Origin of the sequence: Microbacterium sp. UMB0228, from assembly GCF_002871415.1 — a bacterium.
Taxonomy (GTDB): domain Bacteria; phylum Actinomycetota; class Actinomycetes; order Actinomycetales; family Microbacteriaceae; genus Microbacterium.
Genome location: NZ_PNFU01000001.1, coordinates 611,453 through 637,246 on the forward strand (window position 1 = coordinate 611,453; position 25,794 = coordinate 637,246).

Consider the following 25,794-nt stretch of genomic DNA (forward strand, 5'->3'; position numbering starts at 1 on the left):
CGCACAACCTGCGAGCAGCCCCGCCCTCGACGCCGATGTCCGCGCCTCCCGATAGCGTGGAGGGATGATGTCGGATGCCGCGCAGCGAGCTGTGATCACGGCGCCGCCGACCGCGTCCGGCGTCGTGATCGGCGCCCCCGGCACGGGTAAGACGCGCACGCTCGTCGACCGGGTCGTGCAGCTCCTCGAGGTCGAGGGGCTGCGTCCGGAGGAGGTGCTGGCGCTCACCCCGAGCCGGCAGGCGGCCACCGCGCTGCGCGACCGCATCGGCGTGCGCATCGGCCAGGCGACGCCAGGGCCACTGGCTCGCTCGCTCGGGTCGTTCGCGTTCCAGCTGGTCCGCGGGGCGATGGTCCGCGAAGGGGCCGAGCCGCCGGCGCTGCTCACCGGCGCCGACCAGGATCGCATCATCGCCGAACTGCTGGCCGGAGATGCCGAGGACGCCCGCATCTCCTGGCCTCCGGCGCTCAGCGAGCCGGTCCGCGCCTCGAAGGGCTTCCGCTCCGAGCTGCGTGCCTTCCTCGCGGAATGCGCGGAGCTGGGGGCGAGTCCGGCGGAGCTGCGCGCCACGGGCGACGCGGTGTGGACGGCCGCCGCCGACTTCGTGGAGGAGTACCGCGCGGTGCTCGACGCCCTGCGGGCCGCGCACCGTGACACCGCCGACCTCCTCAGCGAGGCGGCGGGGATCCTCCGCACCGCCGACGGCGCCACCCTCGGGCCGCTCGCACCCCTGCGGGTGGTGCTCATCGACGACGCCCAGGAGCTCACGCGCGGCGGGATCGGCGTGGTGCGCGCGCTCCGGGAGCGGGGCGTCGCGGTGCAGGCGTTCGGTGATCCCGACATCTCCTCCGGTGCCTTCCGCGGTGCCAGTCCCGAGCTGTTCGCGCAGCTCACCGGCGCGCTCGGCACCGTGCATGTGCTCGACGGCGCGCACCGGCAGCGCCCCCTGCTGACCGCGCTGACGCGCACGGTGACGCAGGCGATCGGGGTGTCAGGACGGGTCGAGCACCGGCGGGCGCCGGCACCGGCGGCGGAGGACGACGAGGCCGAGGTGTCGACCTTCCTAGCCCCGTCGCCCTACGAGGAGTTCGACCGCATCGCCGGGGTCATGCGCGACTGGCATCTCCGCGCCGGGATCCCGTGGGAGCGGATGGCGGTCATCGCCCATGACACCCGTCAGGTCACAGCCCTCGAGACCGAGCTCGCCGCGCGCGAGATCCCGACGAGGGCCGCCGGTGTGCAGCGCCCGCTCGGCAGCGAGGGGATCGTGCGCGACATCGTCGGCATCGTCCGGCTCGCGCTGACCCCGGACGACGAGCGCACGGTGCAGGCCTGGGAGGAGGCGCTGCGCACACCGTTCGGCGGCATGGATGCGATCGCGCTGCGGCGGCTGCGCGCGCGGCTCCGCCACCTCGAACTCGGGCAGGGCGGGTCGACCCCGGCGCGCGAGCTGCTGCGCGCGGCGATGTCGGCGCCGGCCACCCTCACGCTCATCGATGCGCCGGAGTCGCGGACCGCCGAGCGCTTCGCCGAGACGGTCGCCGGCGTCGCCCGTGCGGCGGCGGAGGGCGAGACGATCCACGACCTCCTGTGGCGCATCTGGGAGCAGGCCAGGGCCGTCGACGGGCGGCGGCTGCACGTCGCGTGGCGGGAGATCTCGCTGCTGCCCACCGGCGCCGAGACGGCGCGGTCGCTCGACGCCCTCGTGGCCCTCTTCGACGCGGCCAAGCGCTTCGTGGAGCGCACCCCGAACGAGCGTCCCGAGGTGTTCGTGCGCGACATCCTCGACAGCGAGGTGCCGGAGGACACGCTGTCGTCGCCCGAGCGGCCGGGCACGGTGACGCTGCTCACGCCGGCCACAGCGCTCGGCACGGAGTTCGACGCCGTGGTCGTCGCCGGGGTGCAGGACGGCGTGTGGCCCAACGTGCGGCTGCGGGGCGGGCTGCTCCAGACCTGGCGGCTCGCCGACGCGCTGATCGCGGCGCGCTCTGGCCTGCCGGCGGAGGTGCCCGGCGTGCTCGACCGGCGTCGCGCCGCTCTGCACGACGAGCTGCGCCTGTTCGTGCGGGCGCTCTCCCGGGCGCGCCATCGACTGCTCATCACCGCCGTGGACGACGACGACCTGTCGCCCAGCGCCTTCTTCGGATTCCTGCCGCCGCCGGAGCCGCCGGAGCGCCATGCCTCGGCGGAACACCCCCTCACGCTGCGCGGGCTCGTCGCGCGGCATCGTCGCGTGCTCACCACGGCCCCCGCCGAGCCGGCGCGGCGCGAGGCCGCCGCCCAGCTCGCCGTTCTGGCCAGGGAGGGGGTGCCCGGTGCGCATCCGCACGACTGGTACGGAGTGACGGCGCCGTCGACCGCGGCACCGCTCCGCGATCTCGCAGCGAACGGCGCACGGGTGTCGCCCTCGGCCGTCGAGTCGTACGAGGAGTGCGGGCTCAACTGGGTCGTCTCGGCCCTCGGGGGCGATACGGTCATGCCGCCGACGGCCGGTATCGGCACGATCGTCCACGAGGCGATGGAGCGCGTACCGGACGGCGATCTCGCGCGCATGCGGGAGATCGTCGAGGAGCACTGGCCGGAACTCGACTTCGAGACGGCGTGGATCGGACGCAAGGAGCGCCGCCGCGCCGACCTGTTCGTCGACCGGCTGCACAGCTACCTCGGCGAGGTGAGGAGAGACGGCGGGCGCGTCCTCGGCAGCGAGGTGGAGTTCCGGTTCGCCGTCGACGTGTCCGGTGCGACCGCCGAGCCCACGGTGCACCCGGTGGGAGAGGACCGCGGGCACCGTGCCATCGTGCACGGCTACATCGACCGGGTCGAGGCGTACCCGCCTGGTGCCGGCGAACACGGCCCGGCGCGCGGCCGCGGGTGGCAGACGATGGCCGGCGGGCCGGAGGGGACCACGGTGGTCGTCGACCTCAAGACCGGGAAGACCGATCCGGAGTCGGACGGCGGCGTCGTCCAGCACGCCCAGCTCGCGGCGTATCAGATCGCGGTGCAGGAGGGTCTCGTGCCCGGTGCCGCGCCGGGCTCGCTGGGGGGCGCGCGGCTCGTCATCGTCTCGAAGACGCTGGCCAAGAGCGACTACCGCGTCGCGCATCAGCATGCTCTGGACGCCGAGGCCCGATCGCAGTTCCTGCGCCGGGTCGCGGAGGTCGCCCGCGGCATGTCGGCGGCGAGCTTCACGGCTCAGGTCGAGGCGCACTGCGCCGACACCCAGCGCCGGGTGCATCCGTGCCGCATCCACACCGTGCCGGCGGTGAGCGCATGACCGCAGGACCCGCGGACGCCGTGCTCTCGGCGACCGATATCGCCGCCGCGCTCGGACTCCCGACCCCGACGCCCGCCCAGCAGCAGGTGATCGAGGCCCCGCTCGAGCCCGCCCTCGTCGTCGCCGGAGCCGGCAGCGGTAAGACGGAGACCATGTCGGCCCGGGTCGTCTGGCTCGTCGCGAACGGGCTCGTCCGCCGGGACGAGGTCCTCGGACTCACGTTCACGCGCAAGGCGGCGGGGGAGCTGGCGGAGCGCATCGGCGCCCGCCTCGCCGTCGTCGACGAGTACGGGCGGCGGGGTCTGCTCCCGCACCTCCCGGAGATCGTCGCCGGAGGAGCGCTGCGCCGGGTGGCGGACGCCGCGCCGGGGCGCCAGCGGGAGCTCGTGCGTACGCAGGTCCTCGACGACCTCGCCCGGCAGCACGGCACGGGCGGAGAGCCGGGGGCGGTCCGCACCGCCGACGACCTCCTCATCCGCCCGCGCGTGTCGACCTACAACGCCTTCGCGGACGGCATCGTCCGCGAGCACGCCGCCCGCATCGGCCGGGATCCGGATGTGGCGATGCTGAGCCAGGCGGCCTCCTGGATGCTGGCGCGCGAGGTCGTGCTCCGCAGCGACCTGCCGGAGCTGGAGGAGGTCGACTACGCCCTGGGGACGGTCATCGATGCCGTGCAGCGGCTCGCCGGCGAGGCCGTCGACCATCGGGTCGACCTCGCGGAGGCGGAGCGCCTCGCCGCGGCGCAGGCCGCGGCGTTCGAGCCCTACCGCTCCCACGCCGACGTCGAGAAGGCGGCGGTCAACCTGCGCACCCTCCCGACCCTGACCCGCCTCGTGCGGGACTACATCGCCGAGAAGGATCGCCGCGGCGTGCTCGACTTCGCCGACCAGGTCTCCGGCGCGTACGACATCGTCGAGTCCGCGCCGGACGTCCGCGCCGAGCTCCGAGAGCAGCACCGCGTGGTGCTGCTCGACGAGTACCAGGACACCTCCGTGATCCAGACGCGCTTCCTCGCGGAGCTGTTCCGCGACACGGCCGTCATGGCCGTCGGCGATCCGCACCAGTCGATCTACGGCTGGCGCGGGGCCAGCGCCGACAACCTGTATGCGTTCCCCCGGTCTTTCTCGAGTGCAGGCGGCGTGCGCACCTACAGCCTCATGACGAGCTGGCGCAACGATCGGAGGATCCTCGACGTCGCCAACCGGGTGCTCGAGCCTCTGCAGCGCCCCGGACTCGATGTGCCGCCGCTGGAGCCGCGGCCGGGCGCGGGGGCGGGCACGGTCGCCGTGCGCTACCCCTTCACCGTCGACGACGAGGCCGCCGAGGTCGCGGCCTGGTTCGCCGAGCGCCGCGCCGCCCACGAGGCGACCTCGGCCTCCCCGCACACCGGCGCCATCCTGTTCCGGTCCAAGCGCCACATGCAGACCTTCGCCGGCGCGCTCGCCGCGCAGGGCATCCCGCACCGCATCCTCGGCCTGGGCGGCCTGCTCGCCACGCCCGAGGTCGTCGATGTGGTCTCGACGCTGCGGGTGGTGCACGATCCGACGGCGGGCTCGGCGCTGATCCGGCTCCTCACCGGCCCGCGCTTCGGCGTCGGGGTGGCGGACATGGCGGCGCTCTACGAGCTGGGGCGCGCACTCGCGGAGCGCGACACCGCCCTCATGCCCCTGCCCGAGGAGGTCAGGGCGCGGCTCCGCTCCTCCCGCGGTGCCGACGAGGCCGTCTCCATCGTGGACGCGGTCGACATCGTGCGCGCGGTCCGGGACGACTATCGCCTGCTGGAGGGGATCACGCCGGAGGGACGCGCCCGGATCCGCGCGGCAGGGGAGATGCTGGAGCGTCTGCGTCGCGCGTCGTCCCAGCCCATCCCGGAGCTCATCCGGCTCATCGAGCTGGAACTGCGGCTGGACATCGAGCTCGCCGCCAACGAGACCCGAGGCCCCGCGCGCGTCGCGGCCACCCAGCTGCGGGCGTTCGCCGACGAGGTGCGCGCGTTCCTCGCCGCCGACGAGCGCGGCACGATCGGCAGTCTGCTCGCCTGGCTCGACAAGGCCGAGAGCACCGACGAGCTCATGCCGCGTCCGGAGCCGCCGGAACCCGGCGTCGTGCAACTGCTCACGATCCACGGGTCGAAGGGCTTGGAGTGGGACGCGGTCGCGGTCGTGCGCCTCGTCGTCGACGAGCTGCCGGGACGCGTGTCCGACACCTCCGGCTGGTTCGGCTTCGGCGTCGTTCCCTTCGCGCTGCGCGGAGACCGGGATGCGCTCCCGCGCTTCGTCTGGGATCCGGAGGAGGCGATGGAGGGGGAGACCGACCCTGGCACGCGGCAGAAGCGCGCCCAGGCGTCGCTGTCGGGCGGTGTGACGAAGGCGAATCCGTACGGTGGCGCGCTCAAGCGGTTCAAGGACGCCTACCGGGAGTATCAGCGCCAGGAGGAGCGTCGCCTCGCCTATGTGGCGATCACCCGCGCCAAGAGCGATCTTCTGCTCAGCGGAGCCCACTGGGCGGGCCAGAAGGCGCCGCGCACACCGAGCCCGTACCTCCTCGAGGCCATCGACGTCCTCGGCCACGACGAGATCCCGCCGGTCGATCCCGACGAGAACCCGTACGACGGTCCCGGAGCCACGCTCCACTGGCCGCTCGATCCCCTCGGCGGGCGGCGCGCCGTGGTGACCGCCGCGGCCGCGCTCGTCGAGGAGGCCCTGCACGACGACGCCGCCGTTCCGACTGAGGAGCTGCGCCGGCTCCTCGACGAGCGAGCGGCCCGCCAGCGTGGAACGGACGCGGAGGCTCCCACCCGCGTTCCCGCCTCCCGGTTCAAGGACTACGTCACGGACTACACGGGCACCCTGTCCTCGCTCGTGCGTCCGATGCCGGAGCGTCCGTACCGCCAGACCCGTCTGGGGACCCTGTTCCACGCGTGGGTGGAGCAGCGCTCCGAGCTCGTCGGCGTCGGGACCCGGGTCGATGAGGCGCTCTGGGAGATCGACGAGGACGAGCCCGAGGGCGACAGCGTACCGGGCGCTCCGGGGTCAGGGGCAGCGGCGGATGCCGCCGACCTCGCGGCGCTGCAGCAGACCTTCGAGCGGAGCGAGTGGGGGCCGCTGCAGCCCCTCGCCGTGGAGATCGAGATCGACTTCGCGCTGGGCGCCGGCCTTCCGGGGACGGGTGCCAGCGCCACGGACGCGCACATCGTGATCTGCAAGCTCGATGCGGTGTACCGACGCGCCGACCGCGGAGGACGGATCGAGATCGTGGACTGGAAGACCGGGCGGGCGCCGCGGACGCCGCAGGAGCGCGAGGAGCGCATGCTGCAGCTCGCCCTCTATCGGCTCGCGTACCACCGACGGTTCGGTGTCCCGCTGGAGGACATCGACGTGGCGCTGTACTACGTGGCCGACGACCTCGTCATCCGCGGGGATCGCGTCTACTCGGAGGAGGAGCTCTTCCAGCGCTGGAGCGCCGCCCGCGCCGCGCGCTGAGCCTCCTCGGAGTCGTCGTCGGCCGCGGGGGAGGACGAGGGGGCGGAGTACTCGCCTCGTCCGCTCCCGCGCGTCTCGGCGAACGCGTGGGCGACGCCGGAGAGGTCTTCGGTCTCGATGCTCGCCACCGCGGCGCGGCGTTCCGCGTCCGGCTGCGACGGTGCATCCGCGGGCTCCTCCGCGTCCGTCGACGAGGCCGCCGGGGCGTCGCGGTCGGCGTCGTCCGCCTCCGCCGCCCAGAGCTCCTCGGGGTTGTAGGCGTCGGTCTGCATCGAGGTGTCCACCTCGGGGGCGGCCGCCACCGGCACGCGGTCGAGCGCGTCCATCGCGGAGTCCACGTCCGAGCGTCGATCGCCGGGCGCGCCGAGATCGTCATGGCGGAGGCCGTCGGCGAGAGCCTCGAGCAGCGCCGCAGCGTCCTCCACGATGTCCTCGCGCCGCAGCGCGTCGCCGTGGACGAGCCAGCGCGCGAACTCCAGCTCGGCGAGCAGACGCGCGCGGACCTCGAGCCCGGCATCGGGAGTGCGGTCCATGGCACGGGCGTAGGCGCCGTGCACGTCGGCCGCCGCGTCGGGAGCCGCGGACAGCCAGGAGAGATCGAGTGCCGGATCACCGACCGCGAGACCGTGCCAGCCGATCACGCCGGTGACCTCGGGGCCGCGCTCGGGGTGGTCGTCGAAGAGGAAGGACGTCGCCTGCGCGCCGCCGAGCACGACGGTCGACTCGAAGCGCCAGAGGTCGTCGTCGGCGACGGCGTCCCGCCACCGCACAGTGAGGCGGGCAGGGACGCGTCCGGTGGCGGCCGCGGTGTCGACAAGCCGCTCCAGTTCGGCGCGGCTCTCCTCGGCGCTGCGCATCACGAGCCCGGCGCCGCGGACGACCGACGTCGGCAGCCCGTGTACGGCGGCGATCGCGGCTCCCATGGATTCCGCCGCGCCGCGTCCGGCGGGTACCATCGACGCCTCGATCTGGAAGCCGGGGAGCAGCTCGGTCACGAGCGCACGCCCTTCGCCCACCCTGGTCTCGCCGATGTAGCCGGGGGCGCGGAACGGCAGCATGGCACGCGCACCGTCGGTGAGGGCGCGCAGCGCCAGGGCCTCCGCCGCCAGCTCCCGCGCCGCGTCATCGTCGTCAGCCACGCGGATCGCGAGTTCCCGGCCGTCGGCGAGCGAGGCGACGGCGGAGTCGAAGCGCCCGTCGCCGTCCGCGGTGAGCGCCCGGGTGCCCGTGACCTCCGCGCCGGGAAGTGCGGCCGTCACCGCCGCGGCTAGAGTGAATGGAGAGCGTCCCATGCCCCCAAGGTTAGGTCGGCTCAGGGGCGGTCCCGCCTCCGCCACGCCCGTGAAAGGGGGAGTCGATGAGCATTCCGCGCCCGTTCTTCGACCGCGCCGCCGAACTCCGCGAGGAGGAGGGCGTGCTCGAGCGTCTGCGCGACGACGCGGGCTCGCGCGTCGTCGTCGTCCGGGAGGGACGTGTGCGCGTGGCGGCCTCCGCGCTGCTGCGCGTCTCGCCGGACGAGGTCGCGGACGGGACTTGGGCGCTGCTCGGCCGGGATGCCGACGGCGCGGCGCTCCTGCTCGCCGCGCTGCCGCCGGAGACCGATGCCCTCGACACCGCGCCCGACGAGATCTGGCTCGGGCTCCGCGACCTCGGCGGGCGCCTGGACGCGGGGGAGTCCGAGGTCCTGGTCGCCGCCGTCGCCCTGGCCGGCTGGCTCCGCGACGCCCCGTTCTGCCCCACCTGCGGCGGAGGGACGGAGCTGCGCACCGCGGGCTGGTCTCGACGGTGCCTGGTGTGCGGGCGCGAGCACTTCCCGCGGACCGATCCCGCCGTGATCGTCGCCGTCGAGAGCGCGGACGGCGAGCGGCTGCTGCTCGGCGCCAACGCCAACTGGGGCGGACGCATGTACTCCTGCTTCGCGGGTTTCACCGAGGCGGGCGAGTCCCTCGAAGCCACCGTGCACCGGGAGATCGAGGAGGAGTCCGGCGTGCGGCTGTCGGCCCTCCGCTACGTCTCCTCGCAGCCGTGGCCGTTCCCGCGGTCGCTCATGGTCGGCTTCCGGGCGGTCGTCGAGGACGACGCGGCGGCGCGCCCGGACGGCGAGGAGATCATCGACGTCCGGTGGTTCACGCGGGCGGAGATCGGCTCCGCGCTCGCGGGGAACGGTCCGGTCGGACTCCCGGGGCCGGCCTCGATCGCGCGGGCCCTCATCGTCGACTGGTTCGAGGAGCGCCCGTGAGCGCACTCGATGCCCTCGACGAGCGGCAGCGAGCGGCGGCCTCGGTCCTGCGGGGCCCAGTGGCGGTGCTCGCGGGGGCCGGGACGGGCAAGACCAGGGTCATCACGCATCGCATCGCGCACGGGGTGGACACGGGCGCCTACTCGCCGTCGCGCGTGATGGCGGTCACGTTCACCGCGAAGGCCGCCGGCGAGCTCCGCGGCCGCCTGCGTGCGCTCGGCGTCGAGGGCGTGGCCGCCCGCACCTTCCACGCGGCGGCCCTCGCACAGCTCAACTTCTTCTGGCCCACCCTGGCCGGTGCGCCCGCGCCGTCGATCATCGACAACAAGGTGCGCCTGCTGGGCCAGGCCGCCGATGCCATCCGCCTGCGTCCGAGTACGGCGACGCTGCGCGACATCGCCGCGGAGATCGAGTGGCGGAAGGTCTCGATGGTCTCGATCGACCGGTACGCCGAGCTCGGTCGCCCGATCAGCGGGATCGACCCCACGCAGCTCGTGGAGCTGATGCGCGGCTACGAGGCGCTCAAGGACGAGCGTCATCAACTCGACTTCGAGGACGTGCTGCTCGCCTGCGCGGGGATGCTGGAGACCGAGCCCCGGGTCGCGGCCGCCGTCCACGAGCAGTACCGGCACTTCACCGTCGACGAGTTCCAGGACGTGTCGCCGCTCCAGAACCGGCTCCTGGAGCTCTGGCTGGGCGATCGGCACGACATCTGCGTGGTCGGCGACGCCAGCCAGACGATCTACTCGTTCGCCGGGGCGGAGCAGCGCTTCCTGCTCGAGTTCGAGCGGCGGCACCCCGACGCGACCGTCATCCGTCTCGAGACGAACTACCGGTCCCAGGCCCCCATCCTGACGGCGGCGAACGCCTTGATGCACGGCAGGCCCGGCGCGCTGGAGCTGGTCCCGGCCCGGGAGCAGTTCACGGCGGAGCCGCCGACGGTCACCGCGTACGACACGGAGGCCGAGGAGGCCGCGGGCATCGCCGCCGGCGTCGCGGCCCGGATCGCCGGGGGCGCGTCCCCGGCGGAGATCGCCGTGCTGTATCGCGCCCATGCGCAGTCCGCGGTGCTCCAGCAGGCGCTCGCCGCCGAGGGCATCGCCACCTCGGTGCTCGGCGGCACGCGGTTCTTCGCCATGCCGGAGGTGCGCCAGGCGATCCTCGCGCTCCGTGCGGCGGCGGTGGCGCCGACCGAGCAGGGATTCCTGCCCGGGGTGCGACGGGTGCTGCGCGAGCTGGGGCTCACCGAGGAGCCTCCGGCGGCCGGGGGAGCCCAGCGCGACGGGTGGGAGGCGCGGCGTGCCATCCTCCGTCTCGCGGAGGAGGCGGGGCCGGAGACGACTCTGCGGTCCTTCAGCGACGAGCTCATGGCCCGCGCGAAGGATCAGCACGAGCCGACGATGCGGACGGTGACGCTGTCGACGCTGCATGCCGCGAAGGGCCTGGAGTGGCCGCACGTGTACCTGGCCGGATGGGCGGAGGGGTCTCTGCCGATCTCCTACGCGACGACGTTCGAGGCCGTCGACGAGGAACGGCGTCTGGCCTACGTCGGGGTCACGCGGGCTGCGCGCACGCTGGAGCTGTCGTGGGCACGGACGGCGGGGCGCGGCGAGCGGGCGCCGTCGCGGTTCCTGGCGGAGATGGGCACGACGGCGCGCGGCACAGGCATTCTGCGCGAAACCGCACCGAACGCCACGCGATCCCGCCGTCCGCGCTGACCCTGGCGATGCGCGCCGGATCGGCCGCGCGCAGGAGATGCGCGGCGACGGCCCCGGCGGCGGCCACCCTGGCGAGCGTGAGGCGTCCGGGGTCGCGGCCGACGAGCTGACCGTGCAGGAGCGCCCAGGCCGGATCGCGAGCGGTGTCCTCGGCGTCCCGGCAGCTCAGACACGGCGTGACCCCGGGGATCACGAGCGGCCCCACGGTGATGCGCGCGGGCTCGACCGCGACGGGCAGGTGCGGGTGGTCGGCGCGCAGCATCGGGGCGAACTGCACGGCGGCCGCCGCGCCGGGGACGAGGACGACGGCGACCGCCGTCGACCCCCGCTCCTCGGCCGTCGCGAGCGGCACGCCCTCGTCCTCGAGCGTCTCGCACAGCCGCCCCTCCGCGCGCGTGTCGGTGAGGCCGAGCGCGGAGACGCGCGCGGCGCGCGGCGGAGCGGGCTCGTCCTGCAGCGCCGGTTCGACGACGGCCAGCAGCCGTCGCGCCTCGGACCACGGTGCACCCGCGCGGTGCGCGATGACGTCGAACGCGCTGCGCCGGAATCCTCGGCGCATGCGGCTGAGGAGCCGTTCGACCCAGGGTGCGGAGGCCGGGACCCGGATGCCGGGGTCGTCGCCGATCTGGAGGGTCGTCCCATCGCGCCAGAGCAGCGGGAACGCGGGATCGAGACGGGTCAGGGTCGTCGGGGTGAGCGGCACCCCTCGATTCTGCGGAGCCGCGCGACGCCGCAGACCGGTTCGAGGGATCGGTGGAGAAATCGGCGGGCTCCGCCCGGTCGGGGAGGGAGAGTGCCCAGCCCCCCCCGATGACCGGACTCAGACCGGGCGCTCGCCCTCCGGAGCGTCGTCGTCGCCGTCCTCGCCGCTGCCCTGGGCCGGCGTCTCCCCGGAGAAATCGTCGCCGTCCAGCAGGCGCGCGAGCGCCTCGTCGAACTCGTCCGCCTCGGGCTGCTCCCCGCGCTCGGCGGCCTGCAGACGTGCGATCAGCGCCGTCGGGTCGTCGATGTCCTCGGCGGTGGGCATGAGGTCGGGGTAGTCCCACAGGGAATCCCGGGCGGCGACGCCGACGGCGTCCGTGACCGCACGCCACATGGCGGACGCCTCGCGGATGCGCCGGGGGCGGAGCTTGAGCCCGACGAGCGCGCCGAGGGCATCCTCCGCCGGGCCGCCGACCGCGCGACGGCGGCGGGCCGCCTCGGCGATCCTGCCGCCGTCGGGCAGCCGGGTGGTGGCCTCCGCCGTGACCACGTCGACCCAGCCGTCGATGGTCGCGATGAGGTTCTCCAGGCGGGCGAGGGCCTCGCGCTGCGCCTCGGTCTGCGTGGGCAGGAGGGCGCCGCCCTCGATCGCCGCGCGCAGCTCCTCGGGGTTCGAGGGATCGAGGCGGCTCGCCACGTCCTCCAGGGCGTCGACGTCCACCGTCACGCCGCGGGCGAAATCGGTGATCTGCGCCATCACGTGCAGATGCAGCCACTTGGCGTGACGGTACAGGCGGGCGTAGGCGAGCTCGCGGGTGGCGATGTAGAGCGCGATCTGGTCCTCGGGGATCTCGAGCCCCTCACCGAAAGCCGTGAGGTTCTGCGGGATCACGGCGGCCGTGCCCGCCGGCAGCACGGGGATGCCCACGTCGCCGCCGGAGACGACCTCGAGCGAGAGATTGCCGAGCACCTGCCCGAACTGGGCGGCGAAGACGGAGCCGCCGAGGCCCCGCATCAGGCGTCCCGCACCCTGCACGACACCGCGCATCTCCTCGGGGACCTGGGTGTCGAGCGCGGCCGTCAGGGCGTCGGCGATGCTCGTCGAGACGGGGCCGGCGATCTCCTTCCACACCGGCAGCGTCTTCTCGACCCACTCGCCGCGGGTCATCGCCACCGGGGGAGCGGCGAGTTCGGAGATGGTGGTCACCTCGCCCAGCCACAGGTTCGCGAGAGCGAAGGAGTCGGCGAGGGAGGATCGCGAGCCGTCGGCGATGCCCTGGCCCTCGCGGTTGGCGATGTGGAGGGCCTGCCGGAGCGAGTTCTCCCACGGATCGCCGCCGAAGGCACCCTGGAGCTGCGCCATGATCGTCTGCATCATCGCCGGGTCGAAGGTGAAGCCGTCCATCCCCTGGAAGGCGCCGCGCAGCGCCTCGGGGTCGATGTCGCCGCCGCCCTGGTTCGAGAGCATCCGTCGCAGGAACTCCTGGAAGTCCTCCGGGTTCGGTTCGTTGTCTGCCATGTCGCTCGCCCTCTCAGCACGTCTGAAGCCGTGGCATCTACGCTAGTCACAGGTTTCAGTGCGCGACCCCGAAGCGGGCAGATCGCTGTACGCCGCTCGCGAACGACGGAGGATTGCTGTGGAACGACCGCGCGCAGGGAAGCTCGGACTCGGGGTCTGGGCGCTGGTGGTCGCGCTCGCGGCGCTCGCCGTCCTCACGTTCCTGCCCTCGCCCTACGTCATCCAGCGCCCCGGTCCGGTGTACGACACCCTCGGCACCGCGAAGAACGCGGACGGCGAGCAGGTCCCGCTCATCAGCGTGGAGGGGACGGAGACCTACGAGACGGGCGGAACGCTCGACCTCACCACCGTCCAGGTCGTCGGCAACCGGGAGCGCACGCCGAGCTGGTTCGAGCTCGCCCTCGCCTGGATGGACGCGTCGCGGGCCGTCGTGCCGCTGGACGCGGTCTTCCCCGAGGGCGTCACCACCGAGCAGCGGGACGAGCGCAATGCGATGCTCATGGTCGACTCGCAGCACGAGGCGACGGCCGCCGCGCTGAACGAGCTCGGCTACGACACGGGAGCCGAGGTCGTCGTGGTCGATGCGGTCGAGGGGTCGCCGGCCGACGGTCTGCTCCAGGCGGACGACGTGATCACCGCGATCGACGGCACGCCCGTGACCTCGGCCACCGCGCTGCGCGAGGCCATCCAGGAGGCGGGCGGCGATCCGGTCGCGCTCACGGTGCGCCGCGACGGCGACGAGCAGGCCGTGGAGATCACGCCGGAGGAGCAGACCCAGGACGGCACGACGACGTGGCTGATCGGCATCACGCTGCGCACGGACTACGACTTCGAGGTCGACGTCACGATCCAGCTCGACAACGTCGGCGGCCCCAGCGCGGGGATGATGTTCGCTCTCGGGATCATCGACACCCTGACGCCGGGCGAGCTGAACGGCGGCAAGGAGATCGCGGGTACGGGGACGATCGACGCCGAGGGGACCGTCGGGCCGATCGGAGGCATCCGCCAGAAGCTCTACGGCGCCCGCGACGCCGGTGCGGACTACTTCCTCGCCCCGGAGGCGAACTGCGACGAGGTCGTGGGGCACGTGCCGGACGGCCTGCAGGTCATCCGCACCGCGACCCTCGACGAATCGCTCGCGGCGCTGGAGGTCATCGCCGAGGACGGCGACGTCGACGCGCTGCCGACCTGCGACATCCCGGCCACCTGAACCGGCGCGGGTCGTGACCCCGCCGTGACCGGTGTGACAGCCCGCCCACAGCGAGCGGTGCCTAGGATGGAGGGGTGACCTCGACCCCAGCCCAGCCCCCGGCCACGCCTCGAACCTCCCGACGCATCCTCGGAATCTCCCTGGTGATCATCGCCGCGCTCATCGCGGCGTTCTTCGTCTTCGCGTCCCTCTACACCGAATTCCTCTGGTTCGACCAGGTCGGGTTCACCGGCGTGCTCACCACGCAGTGGATCGCGACGGCGGTGATGTTCGTCGTCGGCTTCCTCGGCATGGCCGTGCCGCTGTTCGTCGTCATCCAGCTCGCCTACCGGCTCCGCCCGGTCTACGTCCGGCTGAGCTCGCAGCTCGACCGCTACCAGGAGGTCATCGAGCCGCTGCGCCGCCTGGCGATGTGGGGCATGCCCATCTTCTTCGGCCTCTTCGCGGGGTTCGCGGCGGCCGGCAACTGGAAGACGGTCTGGCTGTGGGCCAACGGCGTCGCCACCGGTGAGGTCGACCCGCAGTTCAAGGTCGACACGGGCTTCTACATGTTCGCGATGCCGTTCTACTCGATCCTCCTCGCGTTCGTCTCGGCCGTCCTGCTGCTCAGCCTCCTCGTCACCGCACTCGTGTCCTACCTCTACGGCTCGGTGCGCGTCGGCCAGGGCGAGCTGCGCATCTCCAAGCCGGCCCGCATCCAGCTCGCGGTCATCGCCGGTCTCTACCTGCTCGTGCAGGCCGCGAGCCTGTGGCTGGACCGCTACAAGACGCTCGTCGAGCCGGACGACCGCATCACGGGTGCCGCCTATACCGGCGCCAACGCGACCATCCCCGGCCTCGGCATCCTCGCGATCATCGCCGCCGTCGTGGCCATCCTGTTCTTCGTCACCGCCGTCATCGGCCGCTGGCGCTTCCCGCTCGCGGCGACCGCACTGCTGATCGTGGCCTCCCTCGTCATCGGCATCGGCTACCCCTGGGTGGTCACCACCTTCCAGGTGAAGCCGAACCAGAACGCCTACCAGGCCGAGTACTACCAGCGGAACATCGAGGGCACGAAGGAGGCCTACGGCGTCGCCGACCTCGAGACCACGGCCTTCGAGGCCGAGACCGACGCCGAGGCGGGCCAGCTCCGCGCCGACGCCGAGACCACCGCGTCGATCCGCATCATGGACCCGAAGGTCATCCCGCCGACGGTCCGCCAGCTCGAGCAGTACCGCGGCTACTACCAGTTCCAGACGACCATGGACGTCGACCGCTACGAGATCGACGGCGTGAAGCAGGACACGGTCGTCTCCGTCCGCGACCTCGACATGTCGGGCCTCGGCGACGGTGACAACTGGAACAACCGGGTCGCGGTCTACACGCACGGCTACGGCCTCGTCGCCGCGGCGGGCAACCAGCGCACGACCGACGGCGAGCCCGTCTTCCTCGAGCGCGGCATCCCCACCTCGGGCTTCCTGTCCGAGCAGGGCGACTTCGAGCCGCGGGTCTACTTCGGCGAGAACTCCCCGGAGTACTCCATCGTCGGCGCCCCCGAGGGGGCCGACCCGGTCGAGATCGACTACCCGCGCGGTAAGGACGGCTCGAGCGAGACGAAGACGACGTTCACCGGGAACGGCGGGCCGAAGATCGGCGACAGCTTCACCAAGCTGCTCTACGCGCTCAAGTTCCAGTCGGAGCAGATCCTGTTCTCGAACCTCGTCAACGAGGACTCGCAGATCCTCTACGACCGCGACCCGAAGACCCGCGTGCAGAAGGTCGCGCCGTACCTCGAGCTCGACAGCGACCCGTACCCGAGCGTCGTGGACGGCCGCATCGTCTGGATCGTGGACGGCTACACGACGAGCTCGACCTACCCGTACTCGACGAGCGTGAGCCTGTCCGACGCGATCGCCGACTCGAACGTGCCGACGCCGTCGCTCGCGATCGACGACATCAACTACATCCGCAACTCGGTCAAGGCCACGGTCGACGCCTACGACGGCTCGGTCACGCTGTACGCCTGGGACGAGGAGGACCCGGTCCTGAAGACCTGGCAGAAGGTCTACCCGTCCACCCTCAAGCCGATCAGCGAGATGTCCGGCGAGCTCATGAGCCACGTCCGGTACCCGACCGATCTGTTCAAGGTGCAGCGCGACATCCTCGGCATCTACCACGTCGACAAGGCCGGCTCGTTCGCCCAGCAGGACAACCGCTGGCAGACGCCGAACGACCCGCGCAGCGACGCGATGCTGCAGCCGCCGTACTACCTGACCATGCAGATGCCGGGTCAGGACGAACCGCGGTTCTCGATGTTCTCCACGTTCATCCCGGCCTCCCAGGGCGCGGGTGGCAGCCGTGACGTGCTGATGGGCTACCTCGCCGTCGACTCGGATGCCGGCGCCGAGAAGGGCGTGAAGGCCGAGGGGTACGGGCAGCTGCGCATGCTCGAGATCGACACCGACACCACGGTGCCCGGTCCCGGTCAGGTGCAGAACACCTACAACTCCGACACGGCCGTGGTCCCGCAGCTCAACCTGCTCCAGCAGGGGGAGTCCGAGGTCATCTACGGCAACCTGCTGACCCTGCCCGTCGGTGGCGGTCTGCTCTACGTCCAGCCGGTCTACGTGCAGTCGTCCGAGGGCACGCAGCTGCCACGTCTGCAGAAGGTGCTCGTCGCCTTCGGTGACCGGGTGGCCTTCGAGAACACGCTCACCGAGGCGCTGGACACGCTGTTCGGCGGCGACTCCGGCGCGACCGGTGGTGACGACGAGGTCGAACCCACCGATCCGGGCACGACCGATCCCGACACCGGCGAGACGCCGACCACGCCGACGCCGACGGACGAGCAGGCCGATGCCCTGGCGAAGGCGCAGCAGGCGCTGCTCGACCGCCAGGCGGCTCTCGCCGAGGGCGACCTGGAGAAGTTCGGCGAGGCGGACAAGCGCCTCACCGCGGCCGTCGAGAAGCTCCTGGAGCTGGAGGCCGCCGCGGGAGAGTGATCCTCCCACGCACACGAAAGGGCACCCCCCACGGGGTGCCCTTTCGTGTTTCCGGAACCCGTGGTGCGCCGGAAGCCGGTCCGCCGCACCAGGCGCTCGCGCAAGATCAGGCGCGACTCTGCCCGGTGGCCTGATGCGGCGCGGGTGCATGGTGGTGAGCGTGTTAGCGTGGGGTTGTACCGCACCCGGTGGCGGCCTTCATTTCCTGATTCAACTGGAGGCCCGCAATGCAACACCCACCCCGCGCTCGATTCTTCCGTCGCGACGACAGAGACCAGCTCACAGACCTGGTCAACGCACACCTCTCGACCGTGATCCCGGGAGCCCGCGTCTCGGTCAACACCGTTCTCAGCGCCCTCGAGCGTCAGCCGGACGAGTACGTCCTCGACCCCTGGGTCACTGAGCGTGCGACCATCGTCGTCGAGCAACGCGAACGTCTCGTCGCGGCGGCGCATCTGCAGCGGTTCTCCGGCGACACCCGCGTGAGCGACGACTATCGCGACGCGGGGCTGATCCAGTTCGCGCTGGCCTTTCCGGACTCCGATGATCCTTCGGCCTTCGATGTGCTCCTGCGCGCGTGCGTGGTCCAGCTCCGGAGTTGGCGTGTGGCGGCGGTGTACGCAGAGGGACAGCTCCCGTTCCCGGGAGTCACCGGGATTCCCGATTCCTGGCCCCACGTGCGCGAAGCCTTCGCGAGGGCGGGGTTCGTGCATGCGGGAACGACCGAGGTCGTGCTGATGGCGACGCCGACCGAGCTCGTGGGAGCGGGAGCCGGAAGCGAGGGGATCACGGTGCGCCGCGAGCTCGGTCCCGGCGGGGTCCGTTTCGTCGCACGCACCGACGGTACCGACACCGGGTACCTCGAACTGGACCTCACGGTCGGTCGCCCCGAGCGCCACCCCGTCGGCCCCGTGCTGGCGGAGGTGTCCGATGAAGATGCCGAGGACCCAATCGTGCGGCGCGTGCTCCTGGCAGAAGCCGGCCGGTGGCTGCTGGTCGGGGGCGTGCACGCCGTCCTCGTCGTCGTCGATGGCGAGGACGCGCAGGAACGGGCCCGATGGACAGGATTCCGGGAGGTCACCGAGAGCTCCCGGGGTTGGCGGTACGTCGGCGAGTAGTCGCCCCGCGCATTCAGGCACTCGCGCCGCTTCAGGCGACCCCCTGCCCGCGGGCCTGATGCCGCGCGTGTGCCTGGTTTCGCGCGCCGCACGCCAGGACAGGCGGTCTCGTGGCAGCAGGCGGGCCCGCGAGGTCAGGCGACCTCTGGGCAGAAAGCCTGAACTGGCGCGAGTGCCTGAGTAGGCGGAGGGTTTTGTGGCTCTTCGGACATTCGGTGGGGGTCATGGGGTGAGGGCATGTACCTGATGCCCGAGCCGACAGCCAACCGGACAGCTGTGTTGGTCTAACGCGGTGCCGTGCGATCGATTCAATGCGAGTGCCCGCGCCTCCACAACAGTGGGCGGCGGCTTCAACTCAGAAGCGCGACCCCGAGCCCAGTCGCAGGCCCGCGCCATTGCGATGGGTGCGGCTCGTCAGTTGGCGCCGGGGAGTCCTCGGGCTAGCGGGGACTGCAGCGGTGTGAGATGCGGGATCGGGATCGGCTTCGAACGCGTCGAGGCGACCTTCCCGCTCCGCTGCGCCATGGCAGTCAGTCGAACGTCTTCGCGCGTCGCGTGATGGCTGGCTCGCAGACCCGGCCGCATCCAGATCGCCTCGTACCCGCCGCTCGCCGCGCGCTCCACGTAGGCGATCAAGCGCTCGGCGCTTGCTTCGTCGATGCCGGCGTCGCACAGCCGCCAGGCGCCCTGGCCGAGCGGCTCGAACACCAGCCTTTGTTGATCTGCGGTGATCATCAGTACCTCCAGATCAACAATGCGCTGACAGCCGTCGTCTGCATCCCCCCTTGACAACGACCCTGGCTAACGCACGTCCGGGCGCGCGACGAGGGAAGCCTGCACGTCGAATACGACGACGACGGTGCTCCGGAGCACGAGTACGCCGTACATGAGGTGACGCTAGTCCCGGTCCTTCTGCAGTGCTCCGTATATGAGTTGGTTCTCGACGGCGCATCCGATGAGCTCGCCGGACTCCCGAACGTTGAAGAGCGGGTCGGCGATTCGATCTACACCGACGCAGAGGACTACTACGTGACGGGACTGTGGGGCGACGATTGACTCGTGCGAGCGCGCGGTAGAAGCTTGGTCGGTCGTACGCGGCGCCAGCTTCGGCCAGCCATGGGAAGTCAACGAGTAGGGGCACGCTTGACGACGCCCGGAAGATCGCCCGCGACCTCCCGCTTGCGTTCGTCGCCCGCAAGGGGATCGGTGCAAGACGTCGCTGCTTTGGGTGGCTTGGTCAGTTCAGCCGTAGGGACGGTGCCTCACTTGAGTCCTGATCGCACGAAGGCGTCGACGACGTATCGCTGGAGGAACACGTAGATGAGCAGCACGGGCACGCAGGCGAGCCCGGCGGCGGCCATCGTCGCGCCCCAGTTGTTTTCCTCGGCGCTCAAGAAGCTGCGCACGCCGACCTGGATGAGTGCATCGCCCTGGCGCATGATGAGCGTCGGCCAGAGGTATTCGTTCCACGCCGAGATGAACGCCATGATCCCGAGCGCGGCGAGCGCCGGCTTCATGTTGGGCACGACGACGGTCCAGAGCGTGGCCCAGCTCGAGCGCCCGTCGAGGTGTGCGGCTTCGATCAGCTCGCGGGGGAAGGCGCGCATGTGCTGCACCATGAGCAGCACGGCGAAGGCTCCGGCGAGCTGGGGGATCACGACGCCCCCGACGGTGCCGAGCAGGCCCATCTGCGACACGAGCACATAGTTGGGGATCATCGTGACCTGGAACGGCACGAGCCACGACCCGATGAAGAGGAACATGAGCAGCTTGCGCCCGCGGAAGTCCCACATGGCGAACCCGTAGGCGGCGAGCACGGCGATGAGCAGCTGCGCCACGGCGAGCATGATCGACATCGCGAAGGTGTTCCACAGCATGTTGCCGATGGGGATGGTGTTCCACACGTAGGCGAAGTTCTCGAGGCTGAGCGGCCAGGGCAGCAGCGTCTGGTCGAGCGCGTTCTCGGGGGCGCGGAAGGCGGTGGCGAACATCCAGTACACGGGGAAGACACTGAACAGCGCGAGCATGATCAGCACGACGTGGCCGGCGATGGTGCCGAGGCGGGTGCGGGATGCCACGGCGACATCTTCCGCCGAAGCGGAAGCCGCCCGCACGCGAGCGCCCTTGTGCAGCACGGTGTCGGCGGCGAGCGCCGGCCCGGTGACGGTGACGAATGACATGGGTGGTCCTAGTTGTCGTAGAAGCTGAGCCGCTCCTGCAGCTCGAGGAAGATGAGTGCGATCACGCCGAACCCGACGAAGAAGATCACCCCGGCCGCCGACGAGATGCCCACGTCGAAGTTCTGGAACCCGAACTGGTACAGCAGGTAGTAGATGTTCGTGGTTGAGTTGGTGGGCCCGCCCTGGGTGAGCAGGTCGATGATCGGGTAGGTCCACTGCGCGGCGAGGAGGATCGTCATGAGCGACAGGAAGACCAGGGTCGGTGAGAGCAGCGGCAAGGTGATGCGTCCGAAGATGCGGCCGGCGCCGGCACCGTCGAGTGCGGCGGCTTGACCGTATTCGGGGCTGATGCCGGCGAAGCCGGCGGCGATCACGAGCACGCCGAAGCCCAGCATCTGCCACCCGACGATGACGATGACGGCCCAGATGGCGAGGTCGGGGTCGCGGAAGACGTTCGGCATGTCGACGCCGAAGTGCGCGAGCACGGTGGCGAATGCCCCCTGCTCGGCGAACAGCCACCGCCACACGGCGCTGGTGGCGACGGGGGTGATGAGGAACGGCACGAAGATCAGCGCCTGATAGAAGGTGCGCATTCGCCCCCGCACCTGCCGTGACATGACGGCGATCGCGATCGGCAGCACGAGCGAGAAGACGAAGAACGCGGCGATGTAGACGACGGTGTTCAGCAGCGCGGTGTGCAGCTCGGGCAGCGCCAGCACCTCGGCGTAGTTCGACCCGCCGACGAACGTCTTGGGGCTTGTGGGCAGCAGGTTCCAGTCGTAGAACGACAGGCCGAACGTCTGGGCGAGGGGACTGTAGGTCCAGAGGATGAGGAACGCGGTGCCCGGCAGCACATACAGGTAGGGCAGCAGGCTCTGGGGCCGAAAGCGCGAGCGGCGCACGACGGGCGCGGATGCCTCGGCCGGAGCCGCGCCCGCTCCCTCGGCCGGCGCAGCGGCGGCCGAGGGAGCGGAGACGGTGACGAACATGGGCTGACTACTCTCCCGCCGACGCGTTGACGGCGGCCGCGTTGACGGCGGCGAGCTGCTCGTCGGGGGTCATGTTCATGAACGCCTCGAGCATCTCGGGAGTCATCTCGTAGACGGTCGGGAACTGCCCGATCGGCACGACGGAGTGCAGCACCCGGTCGCCGTAGACGTGCACGAGGTTGTAGGACTGGCCGCCGTCCTGGCCGCGGGCACCGGGGTAGGCGACGGCGAGGTCCTGCGTGTAGCAGGTCGCCGACGCGACCGACACGGGCACGCCCGCGAACGTGCTGGTGGTCGAGTAGTGCAGGTGACCGCCCAGGATGCCGCGCACGTCGGTGCCCCGGATGACCTCGGCGAGGCGCTCCTGGTCGCGCAGCTCGATCAGGGCGATGAGCCCGATCGGGCTCGGCACGGGCGGGTGGTGCAGCGCGATGAGGGTGCCGTCGGGCGCGGGGACTTCGAGCTCGCGGCGCAGCCACGCCAACTGCTCGTCGCTGATCTCGCCGTGGTGCTGCCCGGGCACCGTCGAGTCGAGCGCGATGATGCGCAGACCGTTGACGTCGTAGACGCGGTCGACGGGCTCGGACTGGTCGGCCTCCTCGTCGAGCAGGCCGCGGCGGAACGCGACGCGCTCGTCGTGATTGCCCATCACCCAGATCACCTGGGCACCGAGCTTCTCGGCGGCGGGCTCGACGATGGCCCGCAGGCGCTCGTAGGCGTCGGGGCGGCCGGTGTCGGCGAGGTCGCCGGTGAACACGATCGCTTCGGGGCGGGCGTTGGCCTTGGTGAAGCCGTCGAACAGCTCTGCGAGGTTCTTGTCACTGTCGATGCGCTCGTGCAGCAGGTCGCCGTCGCCCACGAAGTGGGTGTCAGAGACATGCAGGATGAAGTGCTCGGGAGCGGGATGCTGGCTCGCGATGTGCGACATGGTGTGTGTTCCTTCCGATCAGACCGCGGTGGCGGCGGGGTCGATGATCACGGCGGTGAGACGCTCGAGCTCGGTGGGGGTGAGTCCGTGGGCGAGGAGGTAGGCGCTGATCGACCCGTGCTCGCGGTCGATGCGCTCGAGCAGCGCCTCGAGCACCTCGGCGGGGCTCTCGGTGATGAGTTCGACCATTCCCGCGGTCAGTTCGATGCCGCGCTGTTCGAAGACGGCGGTCATCGCGTCTGACCACTCGCCGCGCAGGTTCTCGGCGGTGGCGGCGTAGTCGGCCACGACGTCGTCGCGGTCGACCCCGGCGGCGGCGAGCGCGAAGGCCACGACGAGACCGGTGCGGTCTTTGCCGGCGGTGCAGTGCACGAGCACCGCGTCGTCGTCGTCAGCCGCGATGATCACCCGGATCGCGTCGACCAGCTGCGCCCCGCGCTCGTCGACGATGTGGTCGTAGACGGGCACGAGTCCGACGTGCGTGGTGGCCTGCGCGGCCGGGTCGGCGTCGTCGAACACGGGCAGGTGGTGCACGGTGACCTCGAGCCCGTCGACCGCGCTCGGCGCTGTGGCGCGCTCGTCGCCGCCGCGCAGGTCGATGATGTGGGCGACGCCGATCTCGGCCAGCCGGTCGCGACCGGTCGCGTCGATGCGGTGCAGAGCATCTGACCGCAGCAGCTTGCCCCACCGGCTGGTGCCGCCGGCTGCACGGTAGCCGCCGGTGTCGCGCAGGTTGTAGAGGCCGGCCACGGCGTGGCGACGCTCACGAGGCGCCGCGGTCGCGGCATCCGGCGACGAAGCGGCCGCGGCATCCGTCGCCGAAGGCGTCAGGTCGAGGTCGATGGTCATTCGATCAGCCCCTGCGCGCGCTCGGCGGCCTCGGTCATAGTGGCGGCCGGGTCGGCGCCGTAGAAGACCGCGTCTTCGATGGCGGTGGCGAGCACCTGGTCGACCTGGGCGTAGCTGTCGCCGGGGTACGACACCCACGGCTCGAGCGCGTCGAGCTGCTCGAGGTTGGGCTTCACGAGCGGGTTGGCTTCGACCCAGTCATAGAGCGGTCCGCCCTCGTCGGCCATGCTGCTGCGCAGCGGTAGGTACCCGATCTGGGTCGAGATGATCTCGTAGGCGCGGGGGCTGGTCATGAACTGCATGAGCTCCCACGCGGCGGCCTGCTTGGCGGGGTCGGTGGCGAACATCGCGAGGAACGAGCCCGAGTTGGTGGGCACGACCGCCTGGTCTCCGAACGCGGGCAGGGTGTGAGCGTCGAGGGTCCAGCCACCGGCCTCGGCGCCCATCATGAACGCGCCCTGCACGGCCGAGCTGTTGACGTGGATCGCGGTCTTCCCCTGCGCGAACGCCTCGTACTGGCTGGTGAAGTCCTCGTTGGTGAGCACGCCGTCCTCGTACATCTCGGTGAAGGTCGCGACCGTATCGATCGCGGCGTCCGAGCCGAACTCGATCGTCGTGCGGTCATCGCTCAGCACCTGGGCGCCGTTCGAGAGGAAGAGGCCCTGCATGCACCAGCTGCCGCCGGTGACCACGCACGACACGCTCATCGAGGGGGCACCGGTGGACTCGGTGATCTGCGCGGCGGCGTCGGCGACAGCATCCCACGTCGACAGATCGACGGTCTCGGGGTCGAGGCCTGCGGCGGTGAACTGGTCTTCGTTGATCCACAGGATGGGAGTCGAGAAGACGTAGGGCAGGCCGTAGGTGGCGTCGTCCCAGTCGGCGAGCACGGCGGCGCGCTCGTGGTAGGGGTAGTCGCCCCCGAACTGATCGGCGAGGCCCTCGTCGCCCACGAGGGTGCTGAGGTTCTGCGCGCCGAGGGTGGTGGCGGCGAAGTCGAGCTCGTTGAAGGTCAGCTGCGCGATGTCGGGCGCTTGCCCGGCGAGCAGCTGCTGCTGCACGCTCGCGGCGGTGCTGGTCGACGGGCTGGGCTGGCCGACGACGGTAATGTTCGGGTTCTCGTCCATGAACTCGTCCAGCAGCTGGTTGATGGCATCCGAAAAGGTGCCGACGTTCGCGAGGTTGTACGACTCGAAGACGATCTCGACCTGCTGGTCGTCGGTCAGCTCGGTGAGCGAGCCGGATGCCGCGGGCGCGCTGCCTGCGGCAGAGCCGGCGCATCCGGCGAGGGCGGCGGCGCCGACGATCGCCGCGGTGGCGAAGACGGCGCGACGGGCACGGGTGTTCATGATTTCTCCTGGGTAGGGGTGAGGGGCAGAACGAAGGGAGGGAAGGCGGCTCAGGCGGTGACGAGCTCGTGCGCGGCCGGGTCGGCCACGGGTGCATCGGCGACCCACTCGAGCCGGCGGCCCGAGGCCCGGTCGAACAGGTGCACGTTCTCGGGCGCGGCGGTGAGCACGATGTCGTCGCCGGGGGTGGCGATGACCTCGCGCGAGGTGCGCACGTAGACCTCGCGCCCGGCGACGAGGCACGTGACGATCTGCTCACCGCCGAGGTTCTCGACCAGGTCGATGCGGCCGGCGATGCGCACGCCCCGGGTGTCGGATGCCGCGTGCGCAGACGCGATCGTGAGCTTCTCGGGCCGCACGCCGAGCACGACATCGAGGTCGGGCACGTCTCCCGGCCACAGGCCGCCGGCGATGCCGTCGGCGGTGACGGCGATGCTGCCGTCGATCGTGACGATGCGGGCGTCGACGAGGTTCATGGCCGGGCTGCCGAGGAAGCCGGCGACGAACACCGACTCGGGCCGGTCGTACACCTGCTCGGGGGTGCCGTACTGCTCGATGCGGCCGGCGTTGAGCACCACGATTTTCGTCGCCATGGTCATGGCTTCGACCTGGTCGTGGGTGACGTAGACGAACGTGGCGCCGAGGCGCCGGTGCAGGGCGGTGAGCTCGTGGCGGGTCTGGGTGCGCAGCTTCGCGTCGAGGTTCGACAGCGGCTCGTCCATCAGGAACGCCTTGGGGTTGCGCACGAGGGCGCGGCCGACGGCGACGCGCTGGCGCTGCCCGCCCGAGAGCTCTTTGGGCTTGCGGTCGAGCAGGTGGCCGATCTCGAGGCTGTCGGCGACCTCCTGCACGCGGGTCGCGATCTCGGCGGCGCCGAGGCGCTGCGTCTTGAGCGGGAACGCGAGGTTCTTGCGCACGCTCAGGTGCGGGTAGAGCGCGTAGCTCTGGAAGACCATCGCGAGGTCGCGCTTCTTCGACGGGAGGTCGGTGATGTCGTCGCCGTCGAGGTGGATGCGGCCGGCCGTGGGCTCGAGCAGGCCGGCGATCATGCGCAGCAGGGTGGTCTTGCCGCAGCCCGAGGGGCCGAGCAAGACGACGAACCCGCCGTCTTCGATGATCAGGTCGATATCACTGACGGCGGCGGTGCTCTTGAAGGAGCGACCGACACCAGAGAGCTGGATCGTTCCCATGAGTCGCCTTCTGCAAGCGACCTGACGAACCGGGGCCTTCCCGCGAAATCCGCTTGCAGAGCTATT

At 71.4% G+C, this 25,794-nt stretch carries 16 protein-coding genes; 7 read left to right on the forward strand and 9 right to left on the reverse strand.

Translation table 11 applies throughout. The features are described 5' to 3' along the window. Positions 1-64 precede the first annotated feature (64 nt). Together CJ226_RS03040 and CJ226_RS03045 are read left to right on the forward strand one after the other, a co-directional pair. Positions 65-3,274 (forward strand): ATP-dependent DNA helicase, encoded by a 3,210-nt coding sequence (locus CJ226_RS03040; protein ID WP_102208270.1) that lies wholly within the window; start codon positions 65-67, stop codon positions 3,272-3,274. Beyond that, the gene (locus CJ226_RS03045; protein ID WP_102208271.1) at positions 3,271-6,756 is read left to right on the forward strand and encodes an ATP-dependent DNA helicase; all 3,486 of its coding nucleotides are present in this window, start codon (positions 3,271-3,273) and stop codon (positions 6,754-6,756) included. The genes CJ226_RS03040 and CJ226_RS03045 overlap by 4 nt, the downstream gene beginning before the upstream one ends. Here CJ226_RS03045 and CJ226_RS03050 read toward each other — a convergent pair. Then, the gene (locus tag CJ226_RS03050; RefSeq protein WP_257996468.1) at positions 6,702-8,048 is read right to left on the reverse strand and encodes a hypothetical protein; all 1,347 of its coding nucleotides are present in this window, start codon (positions 8,046-8,048) and stop codon (positions 6,702-6,704) included. The two genes, CJ226_RS03045 and CJ226_RS03050, sit on opposite strands and share 55 nt — an antisense overlap. 65 nt (positions 8,049-8,113) lie before the next feature. Here CJ226_RS03050 and nudC point away from each other — a divergent pair, with 65 nt between their 5' ends. Further along, positions 8,114-8,995 carry an NAD(+) diphosphatase gene (gene nudC / locus CJ226_RS03055; RefSeq protein ID WP_102208273.1) on the forward strand — a complete coding sequence of 294 codons (882 nt, stop codon included), beginning with the start codon at positions 8,114-8,116 and terminating at the stop codon, positions 8,993-8,995. After that, positions 8,992-10,713 carry an ATP-dependent helicase gene (locus tag CJ226_RS03060; protein WP_102208274.1) on the forward strand — a complete coding sequence of 574 codons (1,722 nt, stop codon included), beginning with the start codon at positions 8,992-8,994 and terminating at the stop codon, positions 10,711-10,713. Before nudC ends, CJ226_RS03060 begins: the two co-directional genes overlap by 4 nt. Positions 10,714-11,533: 820 nt before the next feature. Here the strand turns inward: CJ226_RS03060 and CJ226_RS03070 are convergent. Next, the gene (locus tag CJ226_RS03070) at positions 11,534-12,934 is read right to left on the reverse strand and encodes a zinc-dependent metalloprotease (RefSeq protein ID WP_102208276.1); all 1,401 of its coding nucleotides are present in this window, start codon (positions 12,932-12,934) and stop codon (positions 11,534-11,536) included. 118 nt (positions 12,935-13,052) lie between these two features. Between CJ226_RS03070 and CJ226_RS03075 the strand changes: the two genes are divergently transcribed. The 3 genes from CJ226_RS03075 (at position 13,053) to CJ226_RS03085 (ending at position 18,243) form a co-directional block, all read left to right on the forward strand. Then, positions 13,053-14,144: a PDZ domain-containing protein gene (locus tag CJ226_RS03075; RefSeq protein ID WP_102208277.1), complete on the forward strand. Its 1,092-nt coding sequence runs from the start codon at positions 13,053-13,055 to the stop codon at positions 14,142-14,144. Positions 14,145-14,218: 74 nt separating this feature from the next. Continuing rightward, positions 14,219-17,125: a UPF0182 family protein gene (locus CJ226_RS03080; protein ID WP_102208278.1), complete on the forward strand. Its 2,907-nt coding sequence runs from the start codon at positions 14,219-14,221 to the stop codon at positions 17,123-17,125. A 227-nt stretch (positions 17,126-17,352) separates the two neighbouring features. Next, complete coding sequence (locus CJ226_RS03085; protein WP_102208279.1) at positions 17,353-18,243, forward strand: N-acetyltransferase; 891 nt, start codon at positions 17,353-17,355, stop codon at positions 18,241-18,243. A gap of 414 nt (positions 18,244-18,657) precedes the next feature. Here CJ226_RS03085 and CJ226_RS03090 read toward each other — a convergent pair whose 3' ends face one another. The 7 genes from CJ226_RS03090 to CJ226_RS03120 all read right to left on the reverse strand — a co-directional run bounded on the left by CJ226_RS03090 (position 18,658) and on the right by CJ226_RS03120 (position 25,728). Continuing rightward, positions 18,658-18,978, reverse strand: a complete 321-nt coding sequence (locus CJ226_RS03090) for a hypothetical protein (protein WP_090586853.1) — start codon at positions 18,976-18,978, stop codon at positions 18,658-18,660. Between the two features lie 527 nt (positions 18,979-19,505). After that, positions 19,506-20,423, reverse strand: a complete 918-nt coding sequence (locus tag CJ226_RS03095; protein WP_062637304.1) for a carbohydrate ABC transporter permease — start codon at positions 20,421-20,423, stop codon at positions 19,506-19,508. An 8-nt stretch (positions 20,424-20,431) separates the two neighbouring features. Continuing rightward, positions 20,432-21,412: a carbohydrate ABC transporter permease gene (locus CJ226_RS03100; protein ID WP_062637302.1), complete on the reverse strand. Its 981-nt coding sequence runs from the start codon at positions 21,410-21,412 to the stop codon at positions 20,432-20,434. Between the two features lie 7 nt (positions 21,413-21,419). Continuing rightward, on the reverse strand, positions 21,420-22,340 hold the full coding sequence (locus CJ226_RS03105; RefSeq protein ID WP_062637300.1) for a phosphodiesterase: 921 nt from the start codon (positions 22,338-22,340) through the stop codon (positions 21,420-21,422). A gap of 18 nt (positions 22,341-22,358) precedes the next feature. Next, entirely contained in the window at positions 22,359-23,189 is an 831-nt protein-coding gene (locus tag CJ226_RS03110; RefSeq protein WP_005052798.1) for a tyrosine-protein phosphatase, read from the reverse strand. Beyond that, entirely contained in the window at positions 23,186-24,538 is a 1,353-nt protein-coding gene (locus tag CJ226_RS03115) for an extracellular solute-binding protein (RefSeq protein WP_062637299.1), read from the reverse strand. Before CJ226_RS03115 ends, CJ226_RS03110 begins: the two co-directional genes overlap by 4 nt. Before the next feature lie 50 nt (positions 24,539-24,588). Then, positions 24,589-25,728 carry an ABC transporter ATP-binding protein gene (locus tag CJ226_RS03120; protein ID WP_062637296.1) on the reverse strand — a complete coding sequence of 380 codons (1,140 nt, stop codon included), beginning with the start codon at positions 25,726-25,728 and terminating at the stop codon, positions 24,589-24,591. Positions 25,729-25,794 lie beyond the last annotated feature (66 nt).